The organism is Paraburkholderia caledonica (assembly GCF_000383275.1).
Taxonomy (GTDB): domain Bacteria; phylum Pseudomonadota; class Gammaproteobacteria; order Burkholderiales; family Burkholderiaceae; genus Paraburkholderia; species Paraburkholderia caledonica.
The window spans coordinates 83,740-103,908 of the sequence record NZ_KB911035.1; the positions used below are offsets into that span (position 1 = coordinate 83,740).

23 protein-coding genes are annotated in these 20,169 nt (G+C 63.7%); 16 read left to right on the forward strand and 7 right to left on the reverse strand.

Annotation, left to right across the window (positions count from 1 at the left end; genetic code table 11):
- Positions 1–43 precede the first annotated feature (43 nt).
- From H281_RS0106495 to H281_RS0106520, 6 genes are all read right to left on the reverse strand, one after another.
- On the reverse strand, positions 44–475 hold the full coding sequence (locus H281_RS0106495; protein ID WP_020066273.1) for a hypothetical protein: 432 nt from the start codon (positions 473–475) through the stop codon (positions 44–46).
- Positions 476–574: 99 nt separating this feature from the next.
- Positions 575–1,678 (reverse strand): extracellular catalytic domain type 1 short-chain-length polyhydroxyalkanoate depolymerase, encoded by a 1,104-nt coding sequence (locus H281_RS0106500; protein WP_020066274.1) that lies wholly within the window; start codon positions 1,676–1,678, stop codon positions 575–577.
- Between the two features lie 49 nt (positions 1,679–1,727).
- Entirely contained in the window at positions 1,728–2,153 is a 426-nt protein-coding gene (locus H281_RS0106505; RefSeq protein ID WP_020066275.1) for a CopG family transcriptional regulator, read from the reverse strand.
- 209 nt (positions 2,154–2,362) lie between these two features.
- Positions 2,363–2,764: a hypothetical protein gene (locus tag H281_RS0106510; RefSeq protein ID WP_020066276.1), complete on the reverse strand. Its 402-nt coding sequence runs from the start codon at positions 2,762–2,764 to the stop codon at positions 2,363–2,365.
- Positions 2,765–3,023: 259 nt separating this feature from the next.
- A complete protein-coding gene (locus H281_RS0106515; RefSeq protein WP_020066277.1) occupies positions 3,024–3,896 on the reverse strand; it encodes an SDR family oxidoreductase in 873 nt (290 codons plus the stop codon).
- Between the two features lie 27 nt (positions 3,897–3,923).
- Positions 3,924–4,856: an NADP-dependent oxidoreductase gene (locus tag H281_RS0106520; protein WP_020066278.1), complete on the reverse strand. Its 933-nt coding sequence runs from the start codon at positions 4,854–4,856 to the stop codon at positions 3,924–3,926.
- A 108-nt stretch (positions 4,857–4,964) separates the two neighbouring features.
- Between H281_RS0106520 and H281_RS0106525 the strand changes: the two genes are divergently transcribed.
- The 5 genes from H281_RS0106525 (at position 4,965) to H281_RS0106540 (ending at position 8,377) form a co-directional block, all read left to right on the forward strand.
- Positions 4,965–5,849 (forward strand): LysR family transcriptional regulator, encoded by an 885-nt coding sequence (locus tag H281_RS0106525; RefSeq protein ID WP_020066279.1) that lies wholly within the window; start codon positions 4,965–4,967, stop codon positions 5,847–5,849.
- Between the two features lie 150 nt (positions 5,850–5,999).
- Positions 6,000–6,980, forward strand: coding sequence for a fatty acid desaturase (locus H281_RS34380; RefSeq protein ID WP_020066280.1), 981 nt, complete (start codon positions 6,000–6,002; stop codon positions 6,978–6,980).
- A gap of 126 nt (positions 6,981–7,106) precedes the next feature.
- Positions 7,107–7,400, forward strand: coding sequence for a TetR/AcrR family transcriptional regulator (locus H281_RS37225; protein WP_241077842.1), 294 nt, complete (start codon positions 7,107–7,109; stop codon positions 7,398–7,400).
- A 20-nt stretch (positions 7,401–7,420) separates the two neighbouring features.
- Positions 7,421–7,747: a hypothetical protein gene (locus tag H281_RS37230; RefSeq protein ID WP_241077853.1), complete on the forward strand. Its 327-nt coding sequence runs from the start codon at positions 7,421–7,423 to the stop codon at positions 7,745–7,747.
- A gap of 231 nt (positions 7,748–7,978) precedes the next feature.
- The gene (locus H281_RS0106540; RefSeq protein ID WP_020066281.1) at positions 7,979–8,377 is read left to right on the forward strand and encodes a VOC family protein; all 399 of its coding nucleotides are present in this window, start codon (positions 7,979–7,981) and stop codon (positions 8,375–8,377) included.
- A 47-nt stretch (positions 8,378–8,424) separates the two neighbouring features.
- Here the strand turns inward: H281_RS0106540 and H281_RS0106545 are convergent, their stop codons facing one another.
- Positions 8,425–9,378, reverse strand: coding sequence for a LysR substrate-binding domain-containing protein (locus H281_RS0106545; RefSeq protein ID WP_020066282.1), 954 nt, complete (start codon positions 9,376–9,378; stop codon positions 8,425–8,427).
- Between the two features lie 156 nt (positions 9,379–9,534).
- On the opposite strand from H281_RS0106545, the gene H281_RS0106550 reads away from it, so the two are divergent.
- The 11 genes from H281_RS0106550 (at position 9,535) to H281_RS0106600 (ending at position 20,147) form a co-directional block, all read left to right on the forward strand.
- The gene (locus H281_RS0106550; protein WP_020066283.1) at positions 9,535–10,602 is read left to right on the forward strand and encodes an ABC transporter substrate-binding protein; all 1,068 of its coding nucleotides are present in this window, start codon (positions 9,535–9,537) and stop codon (positions 10,600–10,602) included.
- 57 nt (positions 10,603–10,659) lie between these two features.
- On the forward strand, positions 10,660–11,739 hold the full coding sequence (locus tag H281_RS0106555) for an ABC transporter ATP-binding protein (protein WP_020066284.1): 1,080 nt from the start codon (positions 10,660–10,662) through the stop codon (positions 11,737–11,739).
- Positions 11,726–12,598 carry an ABC transporter permease gene (locus tag H281_RS0106560; RefSeq protein WP_020066285.1) on the forward strand — a complete coding sequence of 291 codons (873 nt, stop codon included), beginning with the start codon at positions 11,726–11,728 and terminating at the stop codon, positions 12,596–12,598. Before H281_RS0106555 ends, H281_RS0106560 begins: the two co-directional genes overlap by 14 nt.
- A gap of 16 nt (positions 12,599–12,614) precedes the next feature.
- Entirely contained in the window at positions 12,615–13,412 is a 798-nt protein-coding gene (locus H281_RS0106565) for an ABC transporter permease (protein ID WP_020066286.1), read from the forward strand.
- Positions 13,409–14,560 carry an NAD(P)/FAD-dependent oxidoreductase gene (locus H281_RS0106570; RefSeq protein WP_020066287.1) on the forward strand — a complete coding sequence of 384 codons (1,152 nt, stop codon included), beginning with the start codon at positions 13,409–13,411 and terminating at the stop codon, positions 14,558–14,560. The genes H281_RS0106565 and H281_RS0106570 overlap by 4 nt, the downstream gene beginning before the upstream one ends.
- Positions 14,561–14,567: 7 nt before the next feature.
- The gene (locus H281_RS0106575; RefSeq protein WP_027804346.1) at positions 14,568–14,951 is read left to right on the forward strand and encodes a (2Fe-2S)-binding protein; all 384 of its coding nucleotides are present in this window, start codon (positions 14,568–14,570) and stop codon (positions 14,949–14,951) included.
- On the forward strand, positions 14,941–16,347 hold the full coding sequence (locus H281_RS0106580; protein ID WP_020066289.1) for an NAD(P)/FAD-dependent oxidoreductase: 1,407 nt from the start codon (positions 14,941–14,943) through the stop codon (positions 16,345–16,347). Before H281_RS0106575 ends, H281_RS0106580 begins: the two co-directional genes overlap by 11 nt.
- On the forward strand, positions 16,340–17,527 hold the full coding sequence (locus tag H281_RS0106585) for an NAD(P)/FAD-dependent oxidoreductase (RefSeq protein WP_020066290.1): 1,188 nt from the start codon (positions 16,340–16,342) through the stop codon (positions 17,525–17,527). The genes H281_RS0106580 and H281_RS0106585 overlap by 8 nt, the downstream gene beginning before the upstream one ends.
- Before the next feature lie 78 nt (positions 17,528–17,605).
- Positions 17,606–17,959, forward strand: a complete 354-nt coding sequence (locus H281_RS0106590) for a RidA family protein (RefSeq protein WP_020066291.1) — start codon at positions 17,606–17,608, stop codon at positions 17,957–17,959.
- A 191-nt stretch (positions 17,960–18,150) separates the two neighbouring features.
- Positions 18,151–19,032: an RNA polymerase sigma-70 factor gene (locus H281_RS0106595; protein WP_020066292.1), complete on the forward strand. Its 882-nt coding sequence runs from the start codon at positions 18,151–18,153 to the stop codon at positions 19,030–19,032.
- Positions 19,033–19,136: 104 nt separating this feature from the next.
- Positions 19,137–20,147: a LysR family transcriptional regulator gene (locus H281_RS0106600; RefSeq protein WP_020066293.1), complete on the forward strand. Its 1,011-nt coding sequence runs from the start codon at positions 19,137–19,139 to the stop codon at positions 20,145–20,147.
- Positions 20,148–20,169 lie beyond the last annotated feature (22 nt).

Consider the following 20,169-nt stretch of genomic DNA (forward strand, 5'->3'; position numbering starts at 1 on the left):
GATCGAAGTACCTTTGCGTCTGTGTTGTTTGCTGCTGCGGGTATCAGTGGTAAGTAGTCGTGGACGACTGCAGTTTCGTCAGCACGCCGCGTCTGAACGCGAACCAGCCTTGGGAACCTTGCATCACGACTTCCTCGCCTTGCCAGAACACGCGCTTGACCGTCATACGCGCGCCAACGCGCTGCACAAGTGCAGGACGGTGGCGAAAGTCGTAAAGCACCGGACCCGAATCGGTCTGCACGAGCATGCGTCTGACCGCGTCATCGGCGTTGCCCACGTCGTCGAAATGCGTGAGCGTATTCGCACCGAAGCGATCGAATACTTCGTTGTCGAGCATCGCCGTGAAATCATGCCCTGCGCGAACGAATTGCAGCTTGCCCGACGGCGTATCGAGCGGGCCCGAGTCGTTGCTTTGCGCATGAACGCCAGTGGCTAAAGAGGTGGCTGCGAGCGCAGCAACTAGTAGTCGTCTCATGTTGCCTTTATCCAGAGTGACAGCAATTCATCGGTCGGCGCGATCGCCCATCGCGCGCCAACCGCACGCCAACCGCGCGCCAACCGAAAACCAACCGCACTATCGCCGCTGCGGATGTTCAAGAAAGAATCGCAGCATTTCCGCGCTCGCGTCAGGACCTGCGGGATCCGTATAGCTGCCCCGCGCATTGCCGCCGGCCCATGCGTGCGGGGCGCCGTGAATGGTCCACAGTTCTGCGTCGATACCGTCCGCCGACACGAGCCGCGAGACGGTACACGCGCGTCCGCCTGCATCGGTCCGACGCTGCTCGCCGTCGCCTTGCGGCCGCGCTGAGAAGCCGTCGACGAGTTGCGCCGCATTGCGTATGTTAACCGTGGCGTCGGCGTCACCGTGAAAGACGATCACCGGCCGCTTCGGTAACGAAGCGGTGCCGTGCGCGCCGCGCCGCGCCTGTACCGGACGCTTGCCGCCTTTCATCGCTGCGAGTGCGGACGGAAGATCGTGCGCGCATCGTGCCGGAAGACCCGAATGCACGCCGGCCGCCGCATAGAGTTCCGGATATTCGGCAACCATGATCGCCGCCATTGCGCCACCGGCCGAGAGCCCCGCGACGTACACGCGCGTGGGATCGACGTTCTGCTCCGCAATGATCTCGCGCGTGATGCCGGCGATCAACGAGGGCTCGCCGCGTTCGCATTGCTGGTCACCGGGCTTGAACCAGTTCCAGCATTTCGACGGATTGGCCTGCTGCGGCTGCTCCGGGTAAGCGACCAGAAATCGATGCCGCTCCGCAAGTGCGTTCATCTGTGTGCCCGCGGCGAAATCGTCGGCGTTCTGTGTGCAACCGTGCAGCATGACGATCAACGGAAGCGGCTCGCCCTGGCTTTCCGCCGGCACATACAGCCGATATTGCCGGCGACCGGCGGCGTTCGAAAACGCGTGCGTGCTGAAGTGTCCCCGGTCCTGGATATCGGCGCGGGCTTCGCGCGCATTGACCGTCTCGGCGTGCTTTGCCGCCGGCCGCTCGAACGGAACGGTGAACGCTTCCGGCGTGGCATGCCAGGACGCTGTTCCATGCGAAGAGCCCTCGGCGTTGCCGCCCAGAGCACGTTGTATTGCTTCAGTCGCTTCGGCGGGCCCACGGGTGCGCAGCAAGGTCATTGCTTCGCGCATCGAGGTCAAAAAACCTTCATCGAGTTTCATCTGTTTTGTCCGGTAAACGTGTTGAGTGTTGAGTGTCGTGCGTCGGCAGTTAGCGGATTCTGCCGGCGAGCGCCGTCTTGACCGCAGCGGATGCGTGAAACGCTCCGAGCACGACAACGCTGTCAATGGTCGCAAGCGCAAGTTCAGGGGTAACGTCGGCAGCAATGCTGGCCAGTCCGAGCACCTGGATCGTGAGACGCTGATGCGCCGCCCGAACCGCCTCGAGATCCTCTCGCGAAAAATGCTGTAGGCCGAGCACGAGCGCGCGGCGGCTCACGGTCTCCTGAACAACCTGCGCGTGCAGCGCAAGCTGGTTGCGAATAGCCGTGCGGATCAGGTCGGTCCGGTTCGAATAGAAACCTTCCTGTACCAGCAGATCGATTTGCCCCAAGTCAACGGGGCCAAGGTTGATCGTGATTTTTTCCGACTCACCGCCCTTCGGACGAGTCGCGAGGTTCGCTGTCGAGTTTTCCATGTTTCCATCCGAATACCATCCAATGGGATGGTTATAGGCTTCTTTTGGATGCGGTGCAACGTGAAAATTGGGGGCCGTTACGGTTGTGGGCGGCCACGCGTGGTCGTTGCGCGGCGCTGTGTAGGCCAGCATTGCGCGCCGCGTTTATATGATCAGTGGAGAAATTGCCTCGACGTCTTACCCTGCGAAGCACGCAGGCCGCGCACGAGCTAACCAAAAAACCGCGCCCAGGCCGCGCGGATGCGCCGCCCGCGATCTTCGAAGAGATATGAGCCGCCCAGCGCGAATAGACCTGAAATGATGCCGGTCAACACGTGCTCGACGACGGGGATGCGGTAGTGACTCGGATGCGAATAGGCATCGCCAATCGCTGTCAGGCAGCCGACAACCAATGCATTGCCGTATCGGTGCGCATAGAGTTTCCTCGCCGGCGTGAAAGTCAGCAGTACGGCGAGCACGCCGGTGAACAGCCCCGTCTGCAGTGCAATCGCCCAATGCCCGAGGCTCAGCAGATTGCCCCAACTCCCGGGCATGCACGTCATACATGCACTGGTCGGCTGCCAGAATCGCCGGACGAAGAGCCTGAGGCGTTGCTTCCATTCGACTAACATGATGTGTTTCCGGTCGATGCCCCGTCGCGGACGCTAGCTGCCTATCATCGGCATTCTCTTCACACGTTTGGTCGCGCCCATTCGCCGGATGAGCAGCAGGCCGGCGTACTGCACGATACGCCGGGAGGCGGGCTCGCTAACGGACGCGTGTCCATCACATAACGATATGCGCTGTGCGACCGGTTCGCTAACGCGTTTCGCCACTACCCGCCCCGTCGGCCGTTCCACCGCCCACTCATCACGCTCCGTCACCCGCCGACTACTCACTCGAGCCAAGCATCTCGTGCACGGCATCACGATAGGTCCGCAATGGCCGTCCCAGCATCTTCGAGAGCTCATCCACTGCATTGTCATCCGCGCGCATACCGTGGCGCTGGATACCAGCCATCATCAGGCGCATGTCGTAGGCCATCCAGTCGGGCCCATTTCCCGCCAGTTGCTGCTCGAAACCGTCCAGGTCATCGCCTGCGTAGCGGATTTCGCGCTGCAACGCTTCGCTCCAGATGCGCGCGACCGACTCGCCGGTCAACGCTTCGGGGCCTACAACTTCGAGCGTGCGGCCGGGCAGTGCATCGGCTGCGCGGTGCCGCGCCAGCAGTTCGGCCGCGGCGGTGTCGGCAATGTCCCGCACGTCGACCATGTTCACGCCAGCGTGGCCGATAGGCATCGGATAAATGCCGTGGCTCTCGACGACGGACTTGATGCGTTCGTCGTTCTGTATGAAGTAGGCGGGACGCAGAATGGTCGCGGGCATGTCGAGGCTTTGGATCATCCGCTCGACGGTGTGCTTGCCTGTGAAATGAGGCACATTGGTATAGAGGTCGGCGTGAATCACTGACAGATAGACGATGCGCTCGATGCCCGCATCTCGCGCCAGGTTCAACGTGACCAATGCCTGCGTGACTTCGTCCGGGACGACCGCGTTGAGCAGAAACAGCGTGCGCACCGACGACAACGCCGCGCGCATCGAACTCACATTGCTCATGTCGCCGACGACTTCCGCCACGCCCGACGGAAGCGCCGTTTTACCCGGCGCTCGAACCAGCGCTTTGACTTCGACCCCGCTGGAAGCGAGGCGCTGGACGATCTGCATACCTACGGTGCCCGATGCACCGGTGACGAGAATACTCATGATTTGCTCCAATTCTGGAAAGTCGATTTAAAGGAAAAAATCCGCCGCGGTTTTGCCGACCTGTGGCTGGGTCCGATTGCGTTCGATCGCCGTGGGCAACTCTTCGAAGCGCACGACGGCACTGACCTTGGACTGCAAACGCCCGTGCGACACGTCGTCGGCGATCTGTTGCAGCCGCGCGGCATCCGGCGTGTTCACGAACCACAAGCCGCGACGCCCGGCCGGGGCGCTCCTCAGAATGTCCGGCGACGCAGTGCTCACCACGACCCCATCTGCAGAAAGCACGGACCACGAGCGGGCAAGCACGTCGCCGCCGACATAGTCGAGAACAAGATCTACGCCGCTTACCAAGGTTTCGAACTGCTGCTGGTCGTAGGCGATGACATGGTCCGCGCCGAGGCTGCGGACATAGTCCACATCGCTGCTTAGGGCGGTCGCAAACACCTCGGCGCCGGCCTGATGCGCGTACTGCACCGCGAATCCGCCCAGACCGCCGGCCGCGCCCTGAATCAGGATGCGCTGTCCGGCACGTATCGGTCCGGCGAAGTTAAGGCTTTGCCATGCCGCCACCGCTGCGACCGGTAACGCTGCTGCCTCCACGAAACTCATCGAGTCGGGCATCGTGGCGAGGTTGGCCGCGTTCACCGCCACCCACTCGGCGTAGGCGCCCAGCGCGCCCGGCGCGCCCATGACGCGGTCGCCCTTGCGCAACCGGGTGACGCCGGGGCCCACTGCCTCCACGACGCCGGCCAGCTCGATGCCGAGAACGGTCGGCAACTCCAGCGGAAAAGCGTCCCTCACGTAACCCTCCCGAACCTTCCAATCCAGTCCATTGACACCGGCGGCATGCACACGGACGAGAACCTGGCCAGCTTCCGCCACCGGTGCGGCGACGGAAGAAATCGTGATGGCGTCGGGGCCGCCGTATCTAGTCAGGACGACTGCGCGAACGTTGTTCATAAGAAACTCCTTTGAGCGTTTGGTTGCCGTACACCCCAACAATAAGGAGTTTCACATTCAAAACAAAGACCATAAAATCGAGACTCCTCGTATCACAATTGAGACACCATGGACCTGAACGCGCTAGACGACTTTCAACTCGTGGCCGCTCGCGGCGGTTTTGGCAAAGCGAGCCGCGCCAGCGGCCGTTCCAAAGCCACGCTGTCGCGCCGCGTCGCCGACCTCGAAGAAGCGTTGGGCGTTCGGCTCATCGAGCGAGGCACTCGTAGCCTGGAGTTGACCGAGGCCGGCCAGTTGCTGCTGACCCGAACCGAAGGGCCGATGCACGAGGTAGCCGAAGCAGTCGCGGCGGCACGAGACGGGCTCGCCACGCCGCGAGGCCGCCTACGCGTCGCGGCACCGTTGCTGTTTTCGCAGATGGCGCTGGGACACCTCGCCGCTCAGTTCATTGCCAGCTATCCCGAAGTGGAACTCGAAGTGGTTGCGGACGATCGCCCCGTCGATCTCGTCGACGAACATTTCGACGCGGCCATCCGCATCAATCCACACAGCGACAGCACCTTGGTCGGCAGGTGCTTCGCCAAGGACCGGCTGGTACTTGCCGCTGCACCATCGGTTCAAATGCCGCAAGGCAGCGGCGATAAACCTGTCCCGGTTCCGGCCGTCGTCATGCCGAGCTATCGCGACGGAGATGTCTGGTCTGTCGGCAATGGTCAATTCACCGTCGAGCCGCAACCTGTTCTTCGGCTATCTTCGCTGTTGATGGTCCGCGACGCCATTGCCGCCGGCGCCGGGGCGGCCATGTTGCCGGAGTCGATCATCGGCGGTCTGCTTGAGGGCGGCAAACTGGTGACATGGGGAATCGCGGGCAACGACGTCGAGCTTTGGGTCCTGCACACGTCCCGTCGTTTGCAAAGCCCCAAAGTGCGGGCCTTCGTGGAGTTCATGTGCAGCCAGTATCCAGAAGGATCGTTCACTATTGCGACAAAGTGAATTTGCCCCGGTCGTTGCCCGGTCGCAGTCGGGCCCGACCCTGGCCGCCCTTACCCGTCGCGGCGAAAATGCAATCCTGAACAAATTGGTTCTGAGGCGGCGCATGGCTCGGTAGGATCGCTTCAAACATGCATCCGACCGATTCAGCCGATGGCGATCTACCTCGACGACACGCAACGCAAAGCCATCGCAAGGCTGGCAACGAGTTGGACCTGGCGCACGCAATGGCCCACATGGCTACTGATCGTCGCGATCTACAGCGCATGGTTCGGCGTTGCAACCCATGCGCGCGTACTGGGCTTGCCACTGACCGCAGCCCTGCTCGCGTTGGTCAGCGCGTGGTACATGTCGCTGCAACATGAACTGCTCCACGGCCACCCGACATGCTCACCTCGAGTGAATGCACTGTTTGGCTTCGCGCCGCTGGCCGTGTGGTTCCCGTATCGCGTGTATCGCGAGTCGCATCTTCAGCATCATGACGACGCGCATTTGACGCAGCCCGGGCGCGATCCGGAGAGCTATTTCGTCGATGCTCGTGTGTGGCACCGCGCAGGCTGGGCGATGCGCGCGCTGATCATCTGGCGCAATACGTTTGTAGGCCGCCTGGTCGTGGGACCGGCGTTTGCGATTGCGGCAACCGGCGTCGATGCATTGCGCAAGGTAAAGCTCGGCGACTGGCGCGACGTGCCCGCCTGGCTCGCGCACGTCATCGCATTGGCCGCGCTCACCGCGTGGCTGCACTACGTGTGCTCTATTCCGGCGTGGGTGTTCATCGTCGGCGTGGGGTATGGGTCGATGTCGCTCGGCTCGATTCGTTCATTTCGCGAGCACCGTGCCGCAAACGATATTGAACATCGCACGGTTTTGAACGAGGCGGCCCTCTTCTGGCGGCTGCTCTTTTTGAATAACAATTTTCATCTGGTCCATCACGACTTGCCGCATGTGCCGTGGTTCGCGCTGAAAACAGTCTATCAAGCGTCACGCGATCAATACATCCAGCGATCCGGAGGTTTTCTGGTCGCCGGGTATGGCGAATGGCTCACGCTCCACGCGTTCGCGCCGGCCGAGAACCCGCTGCATGACGGATCGCGCCGTTTCGAGCCCGTATCGACAGAAGCCGAACTCACGTAGGCAACGCGCGCTTCGTCAACACGCGGCGCGAGCAATTGGAAAGCCGCCAGCGGTCCGGGGTCAACTTGCACGCGGACTGCTGCACGGTAAAATCCGAGCCTACACTCGCTTTTACCAGGCCGCATCGTGAAGACAAGCAGGCGCCAGTCACTCAAACCGCGCAAGGTTCCGCAGCAATCCCGCGCCCAGCAAACCGTCGCCACCATTCTCGAAGCGGCAGCGCTCGTCCTCGAAGTCAAAGGCTCGGACGGTCTGAATACCAATCTCGTCGCGCAGCGCGCGGGCGTCAGTGTCGGCACGCTGTATCAGTATTTCCCCAACAAGGACGCGCTTATCGTTGCGCTGAGCAAACGGGAGCTGGCTGTCTTCTTTGCGGAAGCGCAAGCGCGTTGCACGAGCCGACGGGGCAGAGCGCGTTGAAGCACCTGGTCACCGTCTCCGTGCGCCAGCAGCTACGTCGCCCCGCGCTGGCCCGTGTGCTCGACTTCGAAGAAAACCGCCCTGCTATCGCAAGAGAACTCGCCAAGTCGAAAGCAGCGTTTCGCGAGGTGATCGAGCAGATTCTGGCGCGCGACGATATTCCGCCGCAGACCGACATGCAGATCGCCACGGACGATCTCGTTGCGATCATCCGTGCAATCGTGGACGGTGCGGGCGAACGTGGAGAGTCGGATCGTGCGGCTTTGGAAGCACGGGTCGGCCGGGCATTGAGCGGATATTTGGGTATCGTGGATCGACAGCCTGAGAAGCCGCGATCCCGTAAATGAACAACGCGCTCAAATACGAGCAAACGCTCGGATTGAAAACGTCTTAACACTGCGCAGCCCTTGCCAGTGCCGGCCGTAGCAGACGTGAAAACGCGCAACGCAATGCGAGTTTCAAAACCGAGCGATCACTCGCAAAATAGATTCCGTGGGAGCAACACAGTCGGGGCTGCCGGTTATAGGCCGGACGCCGCGTTATCCACGACATCTTCAACGTATTCTGCGAGCGCCATCATGAATCTCCACAAAGAAGCGAAGCTCAACCACCTGAGCTTTCCCACTACCGACGTAGCCGAAACCGCTGCCTTTTTCGAAAAATACCTGGGCTGCGAAGTCGTCGCCGCCGGCGAGCACCGTCTGCTCAAGCGCAATGGTTTCGACATTGTTCTGGAGCACACCACCGGCGAAGCACCCGTCTGGCCGAACAACTTCCATTTCGGGCTGGAGGTTGCCAGTCTGGACGATCTCCACACTTTGCATGACGAATTCCTTCAAGGCGGCGTGCAAATGGAAACGGGCGTGTTCAATAACACACGCGGATCGCGGTTCTTCTGCCGCGCGCCTGGCGGCCTGCTGATCGAGGTCAACACTCGCGCGGACATGCAGGACGATCAGTGGCGCAAGCTGTTTTAGTCTTTGTCACACGAACGGTTGACCCGCGCCCCTGAAGGCGAAGCCCGTCAAACTCCCACTCGCTGCTTTGCCCGAGCGCGCGGCGCGCCGCTGCGCGCCGGCGGCACAACCTCCGCGAGCAGCTCGTCATGCAGTCCACGCAAGACTTCCACGAACGCCAACGCGAGCCGCTCCCGTGGCCTGTGCGGAGGAAACAGCAGATAGGTCTGAAAGCGCGTGGCCGGCACGAACGGGCGAATGGCAATGTCCGGCCCGGCATAGTCGCGCGCGACGATCGGATGCGCGAGCGTCACGCCCATGCCGTGACGGACCATCTCGCAGCACATTGCCGTGTATTGCGCCTCGATTGCCAGCACGCGCTGCACGCCCGCACGCAGGAACACTTCGTCCATCAACGCGCGCGTGCCGTCACCGTGACAAAGCGAAATGAACGACTCGCCCTCCAGGTCCTCCGGCTTGATGATGCGTTTTGCCGCGAGCCGATGCGCAGCCGGCATCACGCAAACGGCGGCCACGTCCGAAAGCTGCTCGACCTCGCAATCGGATGCCTCGCTCACGTACACAGCCACCCCCAGGTCGCAAAACTGCGAAGCCGTCCAATGATTGACCGTGGCCGACGTATTCACATGAAGCGACACGGTCACGTCGGGAAATAGCTCGACAAAGCGTTTGATCGCATGCGGCACCAGCGTCATGCCCGCCGAAGGCATGGCTGCGATGCGCAGACGTCCGCTGCCGAGGTTGCGAATCTGCGCGGCCGCATTCGCCAACCCCTGCAAGCCGACGAAAGCGCGGTCGACTTCCCGAAAGAACGCCTCGCCCTCGCTCGTCGGAATCAGACGCACGCCGCTGCGCTGAAAAAGTTGCAAGCCGGTATCCCGTTCCAGTTGTGCGATGAGGCGGCTCACGTTCGGCTGCGACGTGAAAAGAGCCTTGGCCGCGGCGGTCATCGACCCCGACACCATCACCGCGCGAAACGCCTCGATATGCTTCAGATTCATGCGTGTTTTCCCCAGGCTAATGCGTGCCAATCCATATCATCCATGCATGGATAGGTATTTTATTCGTATTGGACGACATGACCAGCCGGCGCGACACTGCTTTTCACCGAGGGCAGCGAAGCCCGCCCCCACACATCGGAACTGGAGATCGTCGTCATGAAAAGAGCGTTGCATCGCCGTCTGTCCGCCCCGTCCCACACCGCAATCGCGGCCGTTTCCTTCGCCTTGAGCCTCGCCGCGCCGCTTCTCGCGCAAGCCGAGACCACTCTTTATGTCGCCAACGTTGGCGGTTCGAACGAGCAGGTCTACCGGCAAAAAATCATTCCGGCGTTCGAAAAGGCGCATAACGTCAAGATCGTCTACGTCGCGGGAAATTCGAGCGATACGCTCGCCAAGCTCCAGGCGCAGAAAGGCCACCAGCAGATCAACGTCGCGGTAATGGACGACGGCCCCATGTATCAGGCGATGCAGTTGAATCTGTGCGCGAAGCTCGACGACGCGCCCGTGATGCAGGACGTCTACCCGCTCGCGAGGCTCGGCCCCACGGCGATAGGCGTCGGCATGGTCGCAACGGGCATTGGCTACAACGAGGAAGCATTTAAAAAGGCTGGCCTGCCGCCGCCCGACTCGTGGAAGTCGCTCACGGACAGTCGCATCAAAGGCAAGCTTGGCGTGCCGCCGATCACCAACACATACGGCCTGCACACGCTCGTGATGCTCGCGCGTCTGTCCGGCGGCGGCGAAAAGAATATCGATCCGGGCTTTGCCGCAATGACGAAACAGGTCGCGCCGAACGTGCTGTCCTGGGCGCCGACGCCCGGCGAGATGGACGGCCATATGCAATCCGGCGACGTGATTCTCGCGCCGTATGGCAGTGGCCGCGCGGTGGCATTGCAGAACACCGGCTTCCCGCTGAAATTCATCTACCCGAAGGAAGGCGCGGTCGCGTTGCAGGTAGCGGCGTGCGTCGTCGCCGAGAATGCGCAGCCGCAGTTGTCGCAACAGTTCGTGCAATACCTGTTGAGCCCGGAAGTGCAAACCGTGCAGGCGCAAGGCATCGGTCTCGGTCCGGTCAACAAGACAGTGAAGCTGACGCCGGAAATCGCTGCCCGCGTGCCCTATGGTCCCGATCAGATCTCGAAGCTGACCTCGATGGACTGGGCGACCATCAACCAGCATCGCACGGAATGGACGGAGCGCTGGAACCGTTCGGTCGAGCGCTGATGCGCGGCACCGGCAAGTCCCTCGCGCGGCGCGCGATCTGATGAAGGAGCGAGGCGTATGGCCTTCCTGACTCTGCAAGGCATTTCGAAACGCTACGGCGATTTCACCGCGATCGAGCACATCGATCTGGACGTCGAACGCGGCGAGCTGCTTGCGCTGCTCGGCCCGTCCGGCTGCGGCAAGACCACCACGCTGCAGATGGTCGCCGGGTTCGTCTCGCCGACCACCGGCCGCATTCTGCTCGATGGACGCGACATCACGAACGAGCGTCCTGAGAAGCGCGGCATCGGCGTCGTGTTCCAGAGCTACGCGCTGTTTCCGCACATGACGGTGGCAGGCAACGTCGGCTTCGGGCTCGAGATGCGCAAGGTCAGGCGCAAGGAACGCGAAGAGCGTGTTGCCGAAGCGCTGTCTCTCGTGCGCCTCAAGGGCCTCGGGCATCGCTATCCGAAGGAACTGTCGGGCGGCCAGCGGCAACGCGTCGCAATCGCACGCGCCATTGCCATGGAACCCGAACTGCTGCTGCTCGACGAGCCGATGTCCAATCTCGACGCCAAGCTGCGCGAAGAGATGCACATCGAACTGCGCGCGATCCAGAAGCGCCTCGGCATCACGACGATTCTGGTCACGCACGACCAGGTCGAGGCAATGACCATGAGCGATCGCATCGCCGTCATGCATCGCGGCGTCATTGCGCAACTGAGCACGCCCTACGACGCCTATGAGCGCCCCGCCACGCCTTTTGCGTCCACGTTTCTCGGCCGCACCAACGCGTTCTCCGGCGAGGTGTTGCGCCGTAATCCACGTTGCGCGGAGGTCGACGTCGCGGGCACGACACTGCATGTGCCGCACGAAGGCCGCCATGTGGACGGCGCAGTGCATGTGTATATCCGGCCGGAGAAAGTGCACCTTGCCAACGGCGATGCCCGGCTGCGCGGGCGCATCGCAACACGTGTGTTCGTCGGTAATCAGTGGCTGCTCGAGGTAGACACCGAACTCGGCAAACTGCGGGTCGCGCAGCCGAATCACGGTGTGCCGCCGCCCGAGGAAGGCCATGAAGTGGGCCTCGCATGGACCGACGACGACCTGCGCGTGCTGACGCAAGACCGTCCGGAGGGCGCTCATGGCCACGCTTGACGACGATCGCCCCGGCGCCGCGCCGTGGTTGCTGTCGGGGCCGGCGCTGCTGCTCTTTGTCGGTCTCTTACTGGTGCCGCTGCTGCTCACACTGATGCTGTCGTTCCGCGTGTTCAGCGATACGGCCGGCGTCACCGCAGCCTATACGCTCAAGAACTACTGGGAGGTGGTCAGCGACCCGTACTACGGCACGATCTTCCTGCGCACCGCGGGGCTGGCCTTCGCCGTCACGCTGCTGTCCATCGTGCTCGGCGTGCCCGAGACCATCGTGCTCGCGCGGATGAAGCGTCCGTGGCAGTCGCTGTGTCTGCTGGTCGTACTGGGGCCTCTGCTCATTTCGGTGGTGGTGCGCACGCTCGGCTGGCAGATTCTGCTCGGCAACAACGGTGTGCTCAACAACGTTCTCCAGTCGCTGCATGTCACCAGCGAGCCGATCCGTCTGGTATTCACCATGACGGGCATGATCATCGCGCTCACCCATGTGCTCGTGCCGTTCATGGTGATGTCGGTCTGGGCGACCATGCAGAAGCTCGATCCGCAAGTGGAATGGGCCGGCCGCTCGCTCGGCGGCTCTCCGTTCGCGGTGTTTCGCCGCGTGGTGCTGCCGCAGATCATGCCGGGCGTGCTGTCGGGCTCGATCATCGTGTTCGCGCTGTCGGCATCCGCTTTCGCCACGCCTGCGCTGATCGGCGGGCGGCGCCTGAAGGTGGTCGCCACCGCCGCCTACGACGAATTCCTCGGCACGCTCAACTGGCCGCTCGGCGCGAGCATCGCCGTGCTGCTGCTGATCGCCAACGTGGCCATCGTGATGGGCTGCAGTCGAGTCGCCGAACGCCGTTTCCGGCACATCTTCGATTGAGCGAAGGAGAGCGATCATGAAACAGAACGGCATTCTCGGGCTCGTCTACAACGCGTTTTTCCTGAGCTTCATTCTTGCGCCCCTCGTCGTGGTGATGCTCGTCGCTTTCACCGACAAGGGCTTTATCTCGATGCCTTTCGACGGCGCGTCGCTGCGCTGGTTTCGCGCGATCATCGAGAACGGCGACATTGTCTCGGCCTTCTGGCTATCGGTGCGGCTTGCGTTCGCGGCCGCGACCATCGGCGTGTTGCTCGCGGTGCCCGCCGCGCTCGCCATCGCGCGCTATCGCTTTCCTGGCCGCGCCGCGCTCACGAGCTTCTTTCTCTCACCGATGATGATTCCCGCCGTCGTGCTCGGCATCGCGTTCCTGCGCTTTCTGTCGCTGCTGCATCTGTCGGGCTCGTTCTGGTCGCTGGTGTGCGCGCATGTGGTCATCGTGCTGCCGTATGCGCTGCGTCTCGCGTTGTCGTCGGCAGTCGGACTCGATCGCGATGCGCAACGCGCCGCACTCTCCTGCGGTGCAAGCCGCTTTACCGCGTTTCGCCGCGTGGTCCTGCCGATGATCCGCACCGGCGTAGCGGGCGGCTGGGTGCTCTCGTTCATCCAGAGTTTCGACGAACTCACGATGACCATCTTCGTCGCAACTCCGGGCACAACCACCCTGCCCGTCGCCATGTACAACCAGATCGCGCAGACGATCGATCCGCTCGTCGCTTCGGTGTCGGCGGTGCTGATCGTGGGCACGGTCCTGCTGATGGTTCTGCTCGACCGCATGGTCGGACTGGACCGCATTCTGATCGGAGAAGCGCAATGACATTGACAAGCACCGCCGCGAGTCCCGATACGCTCGCGGACGTGGTCGTCATAGGCGGCGGCCTCGTGGGTTCGGCCGTGGCCTACGGACTTGCCCGCGAAGGCGCTCGCGTAACCGTGCTGGACGAGGACGACGGCGGCTTTCGCGCGTCACGCGGCAATTTTGGCCTCGTCTGGATCCAGGGCAAGGGCTATGGCCTGTCTCCATACGCACGCTGGTCGCGCAGTTCGGCCACGCGCTGGCCGCAACTCGCGCAGGCGCTGCTGGAGGAGAGCGGCATAGACGTCGCCCTGAAGCAGCCGGGCGGCTTCCACTTCTGCTTCAATGACGACGAACTCGCCGAACGCGACAAGCGCCTCTCTACCCTGCAAGCCGAACTGGGCGATTACCCGTATCAGATGCTCGATGCCGCCGAAGTCCGTGCGCGCATTCCGCAAGTCGGGCCTGCAGTAATCGGCGCGAGCTACACGCCGATGGACGGCCACGTGAACCCGCTCAAGCTGTTGCGCGCGCTGCACACCGCAATGCAGGCTCGCGGCGTGCGCCTCGTGTCGAGCGAGCGGGCGCAGCGCATCGAACCGCAAGCGCACGGCTTCGTCGTGCACGGAAAACGCGGGACCTATCGTGCTGCAAAGGTCGTGCTTGCGGCGGGACTCGGCAATCGCGTGCTCGCGCCGTTCGTCGGGCTCGACGCGCCGGTCGCGCCCAATCGCGGCCAGGTGCTGGTGAGCGAGCGCGTTGCGCCGTTTCTCCACTATCCGACGCTCAACGTGCGCCAGACCGACGAGGGCAGCCTGCAGTTCGGCGATTCGATGGAAGAAGTCGGCTTCGACGATTTCACGACTACCCATGTGCTTGCCGACATCGCCCGGCGTGGCGTGCGTGCATTCCCGATGCTGCAACACGTGCGGCTCGTGCGCATGTGGGCCGCGTTGCGCGTCTACAGCCCCGACGGCTTTCCGATCTACGACCAGTCCGAGGCGCATCCCGGCGCGTTCGTCGTCACTTGCCATAGCGGCGTGACGCTGGCAGCCGCGCATGCGCTGCGGGTCGCGCCGTGGATCATGGGCGCGCCGATGCCCGGCGAACTGCCCACCTTCTCCGCGCGACGCTTCGAGCACGCGCGAGAGCTGATTCCCGCACATTGAATTCGACATGACTACTCAATCGACTCAAATGCCGACTCACGCCCTTTTCAAGCCGCTCGACGGCGCGCAAGGCGCGGCCGCCACACCCGTCGCAATCTGGTTCAACGATCAGCCGCTGACCGTGCCGGATGGCCGCTCCGTCGCGGCAGCGCTGCTTGCCGCGGGCGTTTCGCGGTTTCGCGCGACGCCGGTGTCGGGCGCTCCGCGCGCACCGTTCTGCATGATGGGCGCGTGCTTCGAATGCCTCGTCGAGATAGACGGGGTGCCGAGCCGCCAGGCCTGCATGGTCGAGGTCAAGGCGGGCATGCGAATCCGCTCGCAGGAAGGCGCGCGCGATCTGCCGCCCGCAGATCTGACAGATGTACCTCTGGAGAACGCCCATGGCCGCTGATTTTGTTTCCGAAGCGGTGGACGTCGTCGTGATCGGCGCCGGTCCCGCCGGCATGAGCGCGGCCACGCGCACGGCGCGCGCCGGACTGAAGACGGTGCTGATCGACGAACAGGACGCCGTGGGCGGCCAGATCTATCGCGGCATCGGCCGCGCCGATGCGCGCCGCAAGGAGATACTCGGACCCGATTACGCGGCGGGCGCGGCGATCGCCGATGCATTCGCCGCCTCCGGCGCGCGTCACGTGACCAACGCAACCGTGTGGCAAGTCACGCGCGAGCGGGGCGTCAATTATCTGAAGGACGGCAAGATCGGCAGCTTCGACGCACAGCGCGTGATTCTCGCGAGCGGCGCACTCGAGCGCCCGTTTCCGATTCCCGGCTGGACGCTGCCGGGAGTGCTGACGGCGGGCGCCGCGCAGATCCTTTTGAAGAGCGCGGGCGAAGTGCCTGCCGCACCGCCGGTGCTGGCGGGCTGCGGACCGCTGCTGTATCTGCTCGGCTGGCAATACGTCCGCGCCGGCGTGCCGATTCGAGCGCTCGTCGATACCACGCGCCACGAGGATCGCTGGCGCGCGAAACGTCACATGCTTTCGGCGCTGCGCGCGTGGCCGTTCCTGAGCAAAGGCCTGCAACTGATCCGAACGCTGCGCAATGCCGGCGTGCCCATTTTCGAGGCGGCCGACGACTTGCGCGTGGAAGCGCGCGTCGGCGCAGATCATGTGGAGCGCGCCGCCGCGCTGCACTTCACGACCCAAGGCAACGCGCATCGTCTTGAAGCCGACGTGATTCTTCTGCATCAGGGCGTGGTGCCGAACACGCAATTCACGCAGGCGCTGCGCGCGTCGCACCGCTGGGACAACGACCAACTCTGCTTCACCCCGAAAGTGGACGCGTGGGGCGAACTGGACGTGCCCGGCATTTTCATCGCGGGCGATGGCGCGGGCATTGGCGGCGCGCAGGCGGCAGCCTTGCAGGGCGCACTCGCCGGCCTCGCGGCAGCCGCGCAACTCGGCGCGATCACCGCCGCCGCACGCGATGCGCAAGCCGTCGAGCACCGCCGCGACCTCGCGGGCGTCATGCGTATCCGGCCGTTTCTCGACAGCCTGTACCGCCCTCGCGACATCAACCGTATTCCGCGCGACGAGACGATTGTGTGCCGTTGCGAGGAAGTCACCGCAGGCGAGTTGCGCAAGTTCGTCGAGTTGGGCTGCGTCGGGCCGAATCAGGCCAAGTCGTTCGGACGCTGCGGCATGGGTCCGTGCCAGGGGCGCATGTGCGGCCTGACGGTGACGGAGGTGATCGCCGATGCGCGCCGCGTCTCGCCCGCCGAAGTCGGCTACTACCGCATCCGTCCGCCGATCAAGCCGCTCACGCTTGGAGAACTGGCCGGTGAATGACACGACCGTCATCCAGGAAGCCGATGTGCTCGTGGTCGGCGGCGGGCTGCACGGCACGAGCAGCGCGCTTCATCTCGCGCGCCGCGGCGCGAAGGTGATCGTGCTCGAAGCCGATTACGTCGCGCGTCATTCGTCGGGCGTCAACGCGGGCGGCGTGCGAACGCTGGGCCGTCCTTTGCCCGAGATTCCGCTTGCGCTGATGTCGCGCGAAATCTGGCATGGCATGACCGACCTGCTCGGCGAGGACGGCGGCTTCGTGCCTTCAGGCCAGTTGAAGATCGCCGAGACCGACGACGAACTGCAGGCATGCCGCGAGCGTGTTGCGCTGCTCGAATCGCACGGATTCACACACGAGCAAGTGATCGACCGCGACACCGTGCTCGAACTCGAACCGGCGCTCGCGCGGCACGTCACAGGCGGAATCTGGGTCGAGCGCGACGGCTATGCACTGCCCTTTCGAACCACGACGGCATTCCGCCTTGCGGCCCAGCGCCTCGGCGCCCGTTTTCTGGAAGGCACGGCCGTGCAACGCATCGAACAACGCGGCGCGCGCTGGCTCGCCTTCACGCCGCGCGGCACCTTCAGCGCGGAGAAGCTGCTCGTCACCGCGGGCGCGTGGTCCGGCGAACTGGCGAAGCAGGTGGGCGAGCCCGTGCCGGTGCACCCGGAAGGTCTGATGCTGATGGTCACGCATCGCGTCGCGCCGTTCTGTCGTGCCACGCTCGGCGCAACCGGCCGTCCGTTGTCGTTCAAGCAGTTCGACAACGGTACCGTGGTGATCGGCGGCAAGCTGATCGGTATCGCCGATCTGTCGAACCGTCACGGCGAAGTCGACTTCGCGCGGCTCGTGCGCAGTGCACGGACGGTGACCGACCTCTTTCCTCATCTGCGCAATCTCGGCGTGAACCGTGCGTGGGCCGGCGTCGAGGCCTTCACCGAAGACGAACTGCCAGTCATTTCGGCAAGCCGCAAGGCGTCGAACCTGTACTACTCGTTCGGCTATTGCGGCAGCGGCTTTCAGCTAGGACCCGGTTGCGGCAAGCTCGTGTCCGAGCTGATGCTCGACGGCACGCCGTCCATTTCGCTGGATGCGTTCGGAATCGACCGGTTCGAGCGCGGCGCGGCTTCTTCTTCGTCTGCGGCTTCGTCTGCAAGCGCGGCGCATCTCGTTACGCAATAAGCGGTTCCCTTTTTGCTCCGTCGCGCGTTTCATGAGCGCGCGCGGCGGCTTCGTTCGACCTCAACCAGAGACATTGTCATGACCGATATTGTTCGCATCGAAACCAATCAACGTATGAGCCGCGTCGTTAAGGCTGCCGGCCTCGTGTTCATCGGCGGCCAGACTTCCGCGGATCACGCGCCGGACGTGAAAGTGCAGACCGCAAAGGTGCTGGAGAAGATCGACGGCTTCCTGGAGAAGGCCGGCATCGACAAAACGAGACTCGTTTCCGCCCAGGTATGGCTCGCGGATATTGCGCGCGACTTCGGCGGCATGAACGAGGTATGGGACGCGTGGGTTCCGCAAGGCTGCGCGCCCACGCGCGCCACCGTGCAAGCGCAGCTTGCCGCGCCGGAATTGCTGGTGGAGATCGCCGTGGTGGCGCTCGGCTGAAACCGGTCGAGAGGCGGCACGTGAGCGCGACTGCTGCATCGCTCACGCGCCGGAGTCCGATCCTGCCCGGATTCCCGTCGAGCCGCCCAGGCGTTTAAGGCTGTCGCTCGCAAGACAGATCGTCCATGGCAATATTCGGTTGCCGGCCCGCTCTTCGAGCGAGGCCTGTATCAACGCAACAGGAAACCTCCATGGACGACGACGTCAGCGCCTTCAACGGCCTGCGCCCGCGCTTGCAGAAAATCGCTTATCGAATGCTCGGCTCCGTAGCGGAAGCCGAAGACATCGTGCAGGACGTCTGGCTGCGCTGGCATGCGGCCGCGCGCGAAAAAATCGACAACGCGGAAGCATGGCTCGTCGCGGTCACGACGCGCGTGTCCATCGACCGTTTGCGCGCTGCCAAAACGCAGCGCGAGCACTATACGGGCATCTGGTTGCCCGAACCGCAAATGACCGGCTCGCCCGCCACGCCCGAGGAGGCGGTCGAACGCAGCGACGACGTGTCCGTCGCGTTCCTGATGCTGCTGGAACGGCTGACGCCCGAAGCGCGCGCCGCCTTCCTGTTACGCGAAGTTTTCGATGCCGACTACGACGAAGTGGCCCGCGCAATCGGCAAGAGCGAGGCGGCCTGCCGCCAGCTCGTGAGCCGTGCCAAAGGCCAACTTCGCGAAGAGCGTCCGCGTAATGCCGTGCCGCAGGAAACGCATCATCGGCTTTTGCGGATGTTCGCGCAGGCCGTCGAGCGCGGCGACTTCCCCGCGATCAACGCGTTACTCGCCGAGGACGCCATGCTGATCGGCGACGGCGGCGGCAAAGTGCCGAGCGCGCCCCAGCCGATGCTCGGCGGCCGTAGAATCGCGCAGCTGTTCTACGCGTCGTCGCGCCGCTATGGCAGCGAGCTCAGTATGAGGCTCGTGGTGCTCAACGGTGAGTGGGCGCTGCTGCGCTTTTTCGAAGGCAAGCTCGAATCGGCACAAGCGGTCGAAACGGACAATGAGCGCATTGTCCGCATCCTCGTGCAGCGCAATCCCGAGAAGCTCGCGCGCCTTGCCGCGGCCTGTCCGAACGGTTGAATCCACATGCGGCGCGCGGCGCCGGCGACGCAAAACCGCGGGCGATGTCACAAACGGCGCGACTGATACGTCTAGCCGGTTTTAGACCTCACGAGTCGCGCCGCATGTCAGATTACCGATCACCTCGCCCTGTAGCCGGCAGCCAGGACCCGTTCGCGAGCAGCTTTGCGACCACCTATGCCGGCGTCGTTTCATTCCTGGCCGTCGCCAATGAAGGCAGTTTCGCCCGCGCGGGCGATCGCCTCGGCATCGGCCGCTCCTCGGTTAGCCGCAATGTGCAGAAGCTCGAGGCGCAACTCGAAGTGCGCCTGTTCCTGCGCACGACCCGCAGCACGTCGCTCACACGCGAGGGCGAACTCTTCTACGAGAGCTGCCAGCCTGGCATCGAGCGTATCGTGGCGGCGCTCGACGGCATGCGCGATCTGCGCAGCGGGCCGCCGCGCGGGCATTTGCGCATTGCGTCGACCTCCGGCTTCGGGCGCAAGATCGTCGCGCCGTTATTGCGAGACTTCCACTCACGCTATCCCGGCATCACGCTCGAACTGCTACTGAACGATCGCCCCGCCGACTTCACCGCCGACCGCGTGGACGTGTCGTTTCGCGACGGGCGCATGGAAGACAGCGGGATCGTCGCGCGGCAACTCACTGCGATGCAGATGATCGTCTGCGCATCGCCCGCCTATGCGCGCCAGCACGGTCTGCCGCGCCACGTCGACGACCTTGCGGATCATCGTTGCATCAACCTTCGCAACGCCTCGGGCCGCGTCAAGGACTGGCAGTTCAAGGTGGACGGCAACCCGCTGCGGCATCAGCCCGCCGCGCAGCACACGTACAACGACCCTGACCTGATCCTGCAGGCGGTGCTCGACGGTCTCGGGATCGCACAATTGCCGGCTTATCAGGTGCGTGATCTGCTTGGCGACCGCCAGTTGCTGAGTTGCCTCGCGCAATATGCGCCCGACGACGAAGGTCACTACATCTGCTATCTGAGCCGCCAGCATCTTCCGGCCCGCATCCGCGTGTTCGTCGACTACATGATCGAGCAAACGCGCGCGATGAACCCGCCATGCGACACGACGGTGACGTCGGCGCCGGCTTTATCGACGGTCGAGTGAACCGCAAGTTCGTCAGACGGAT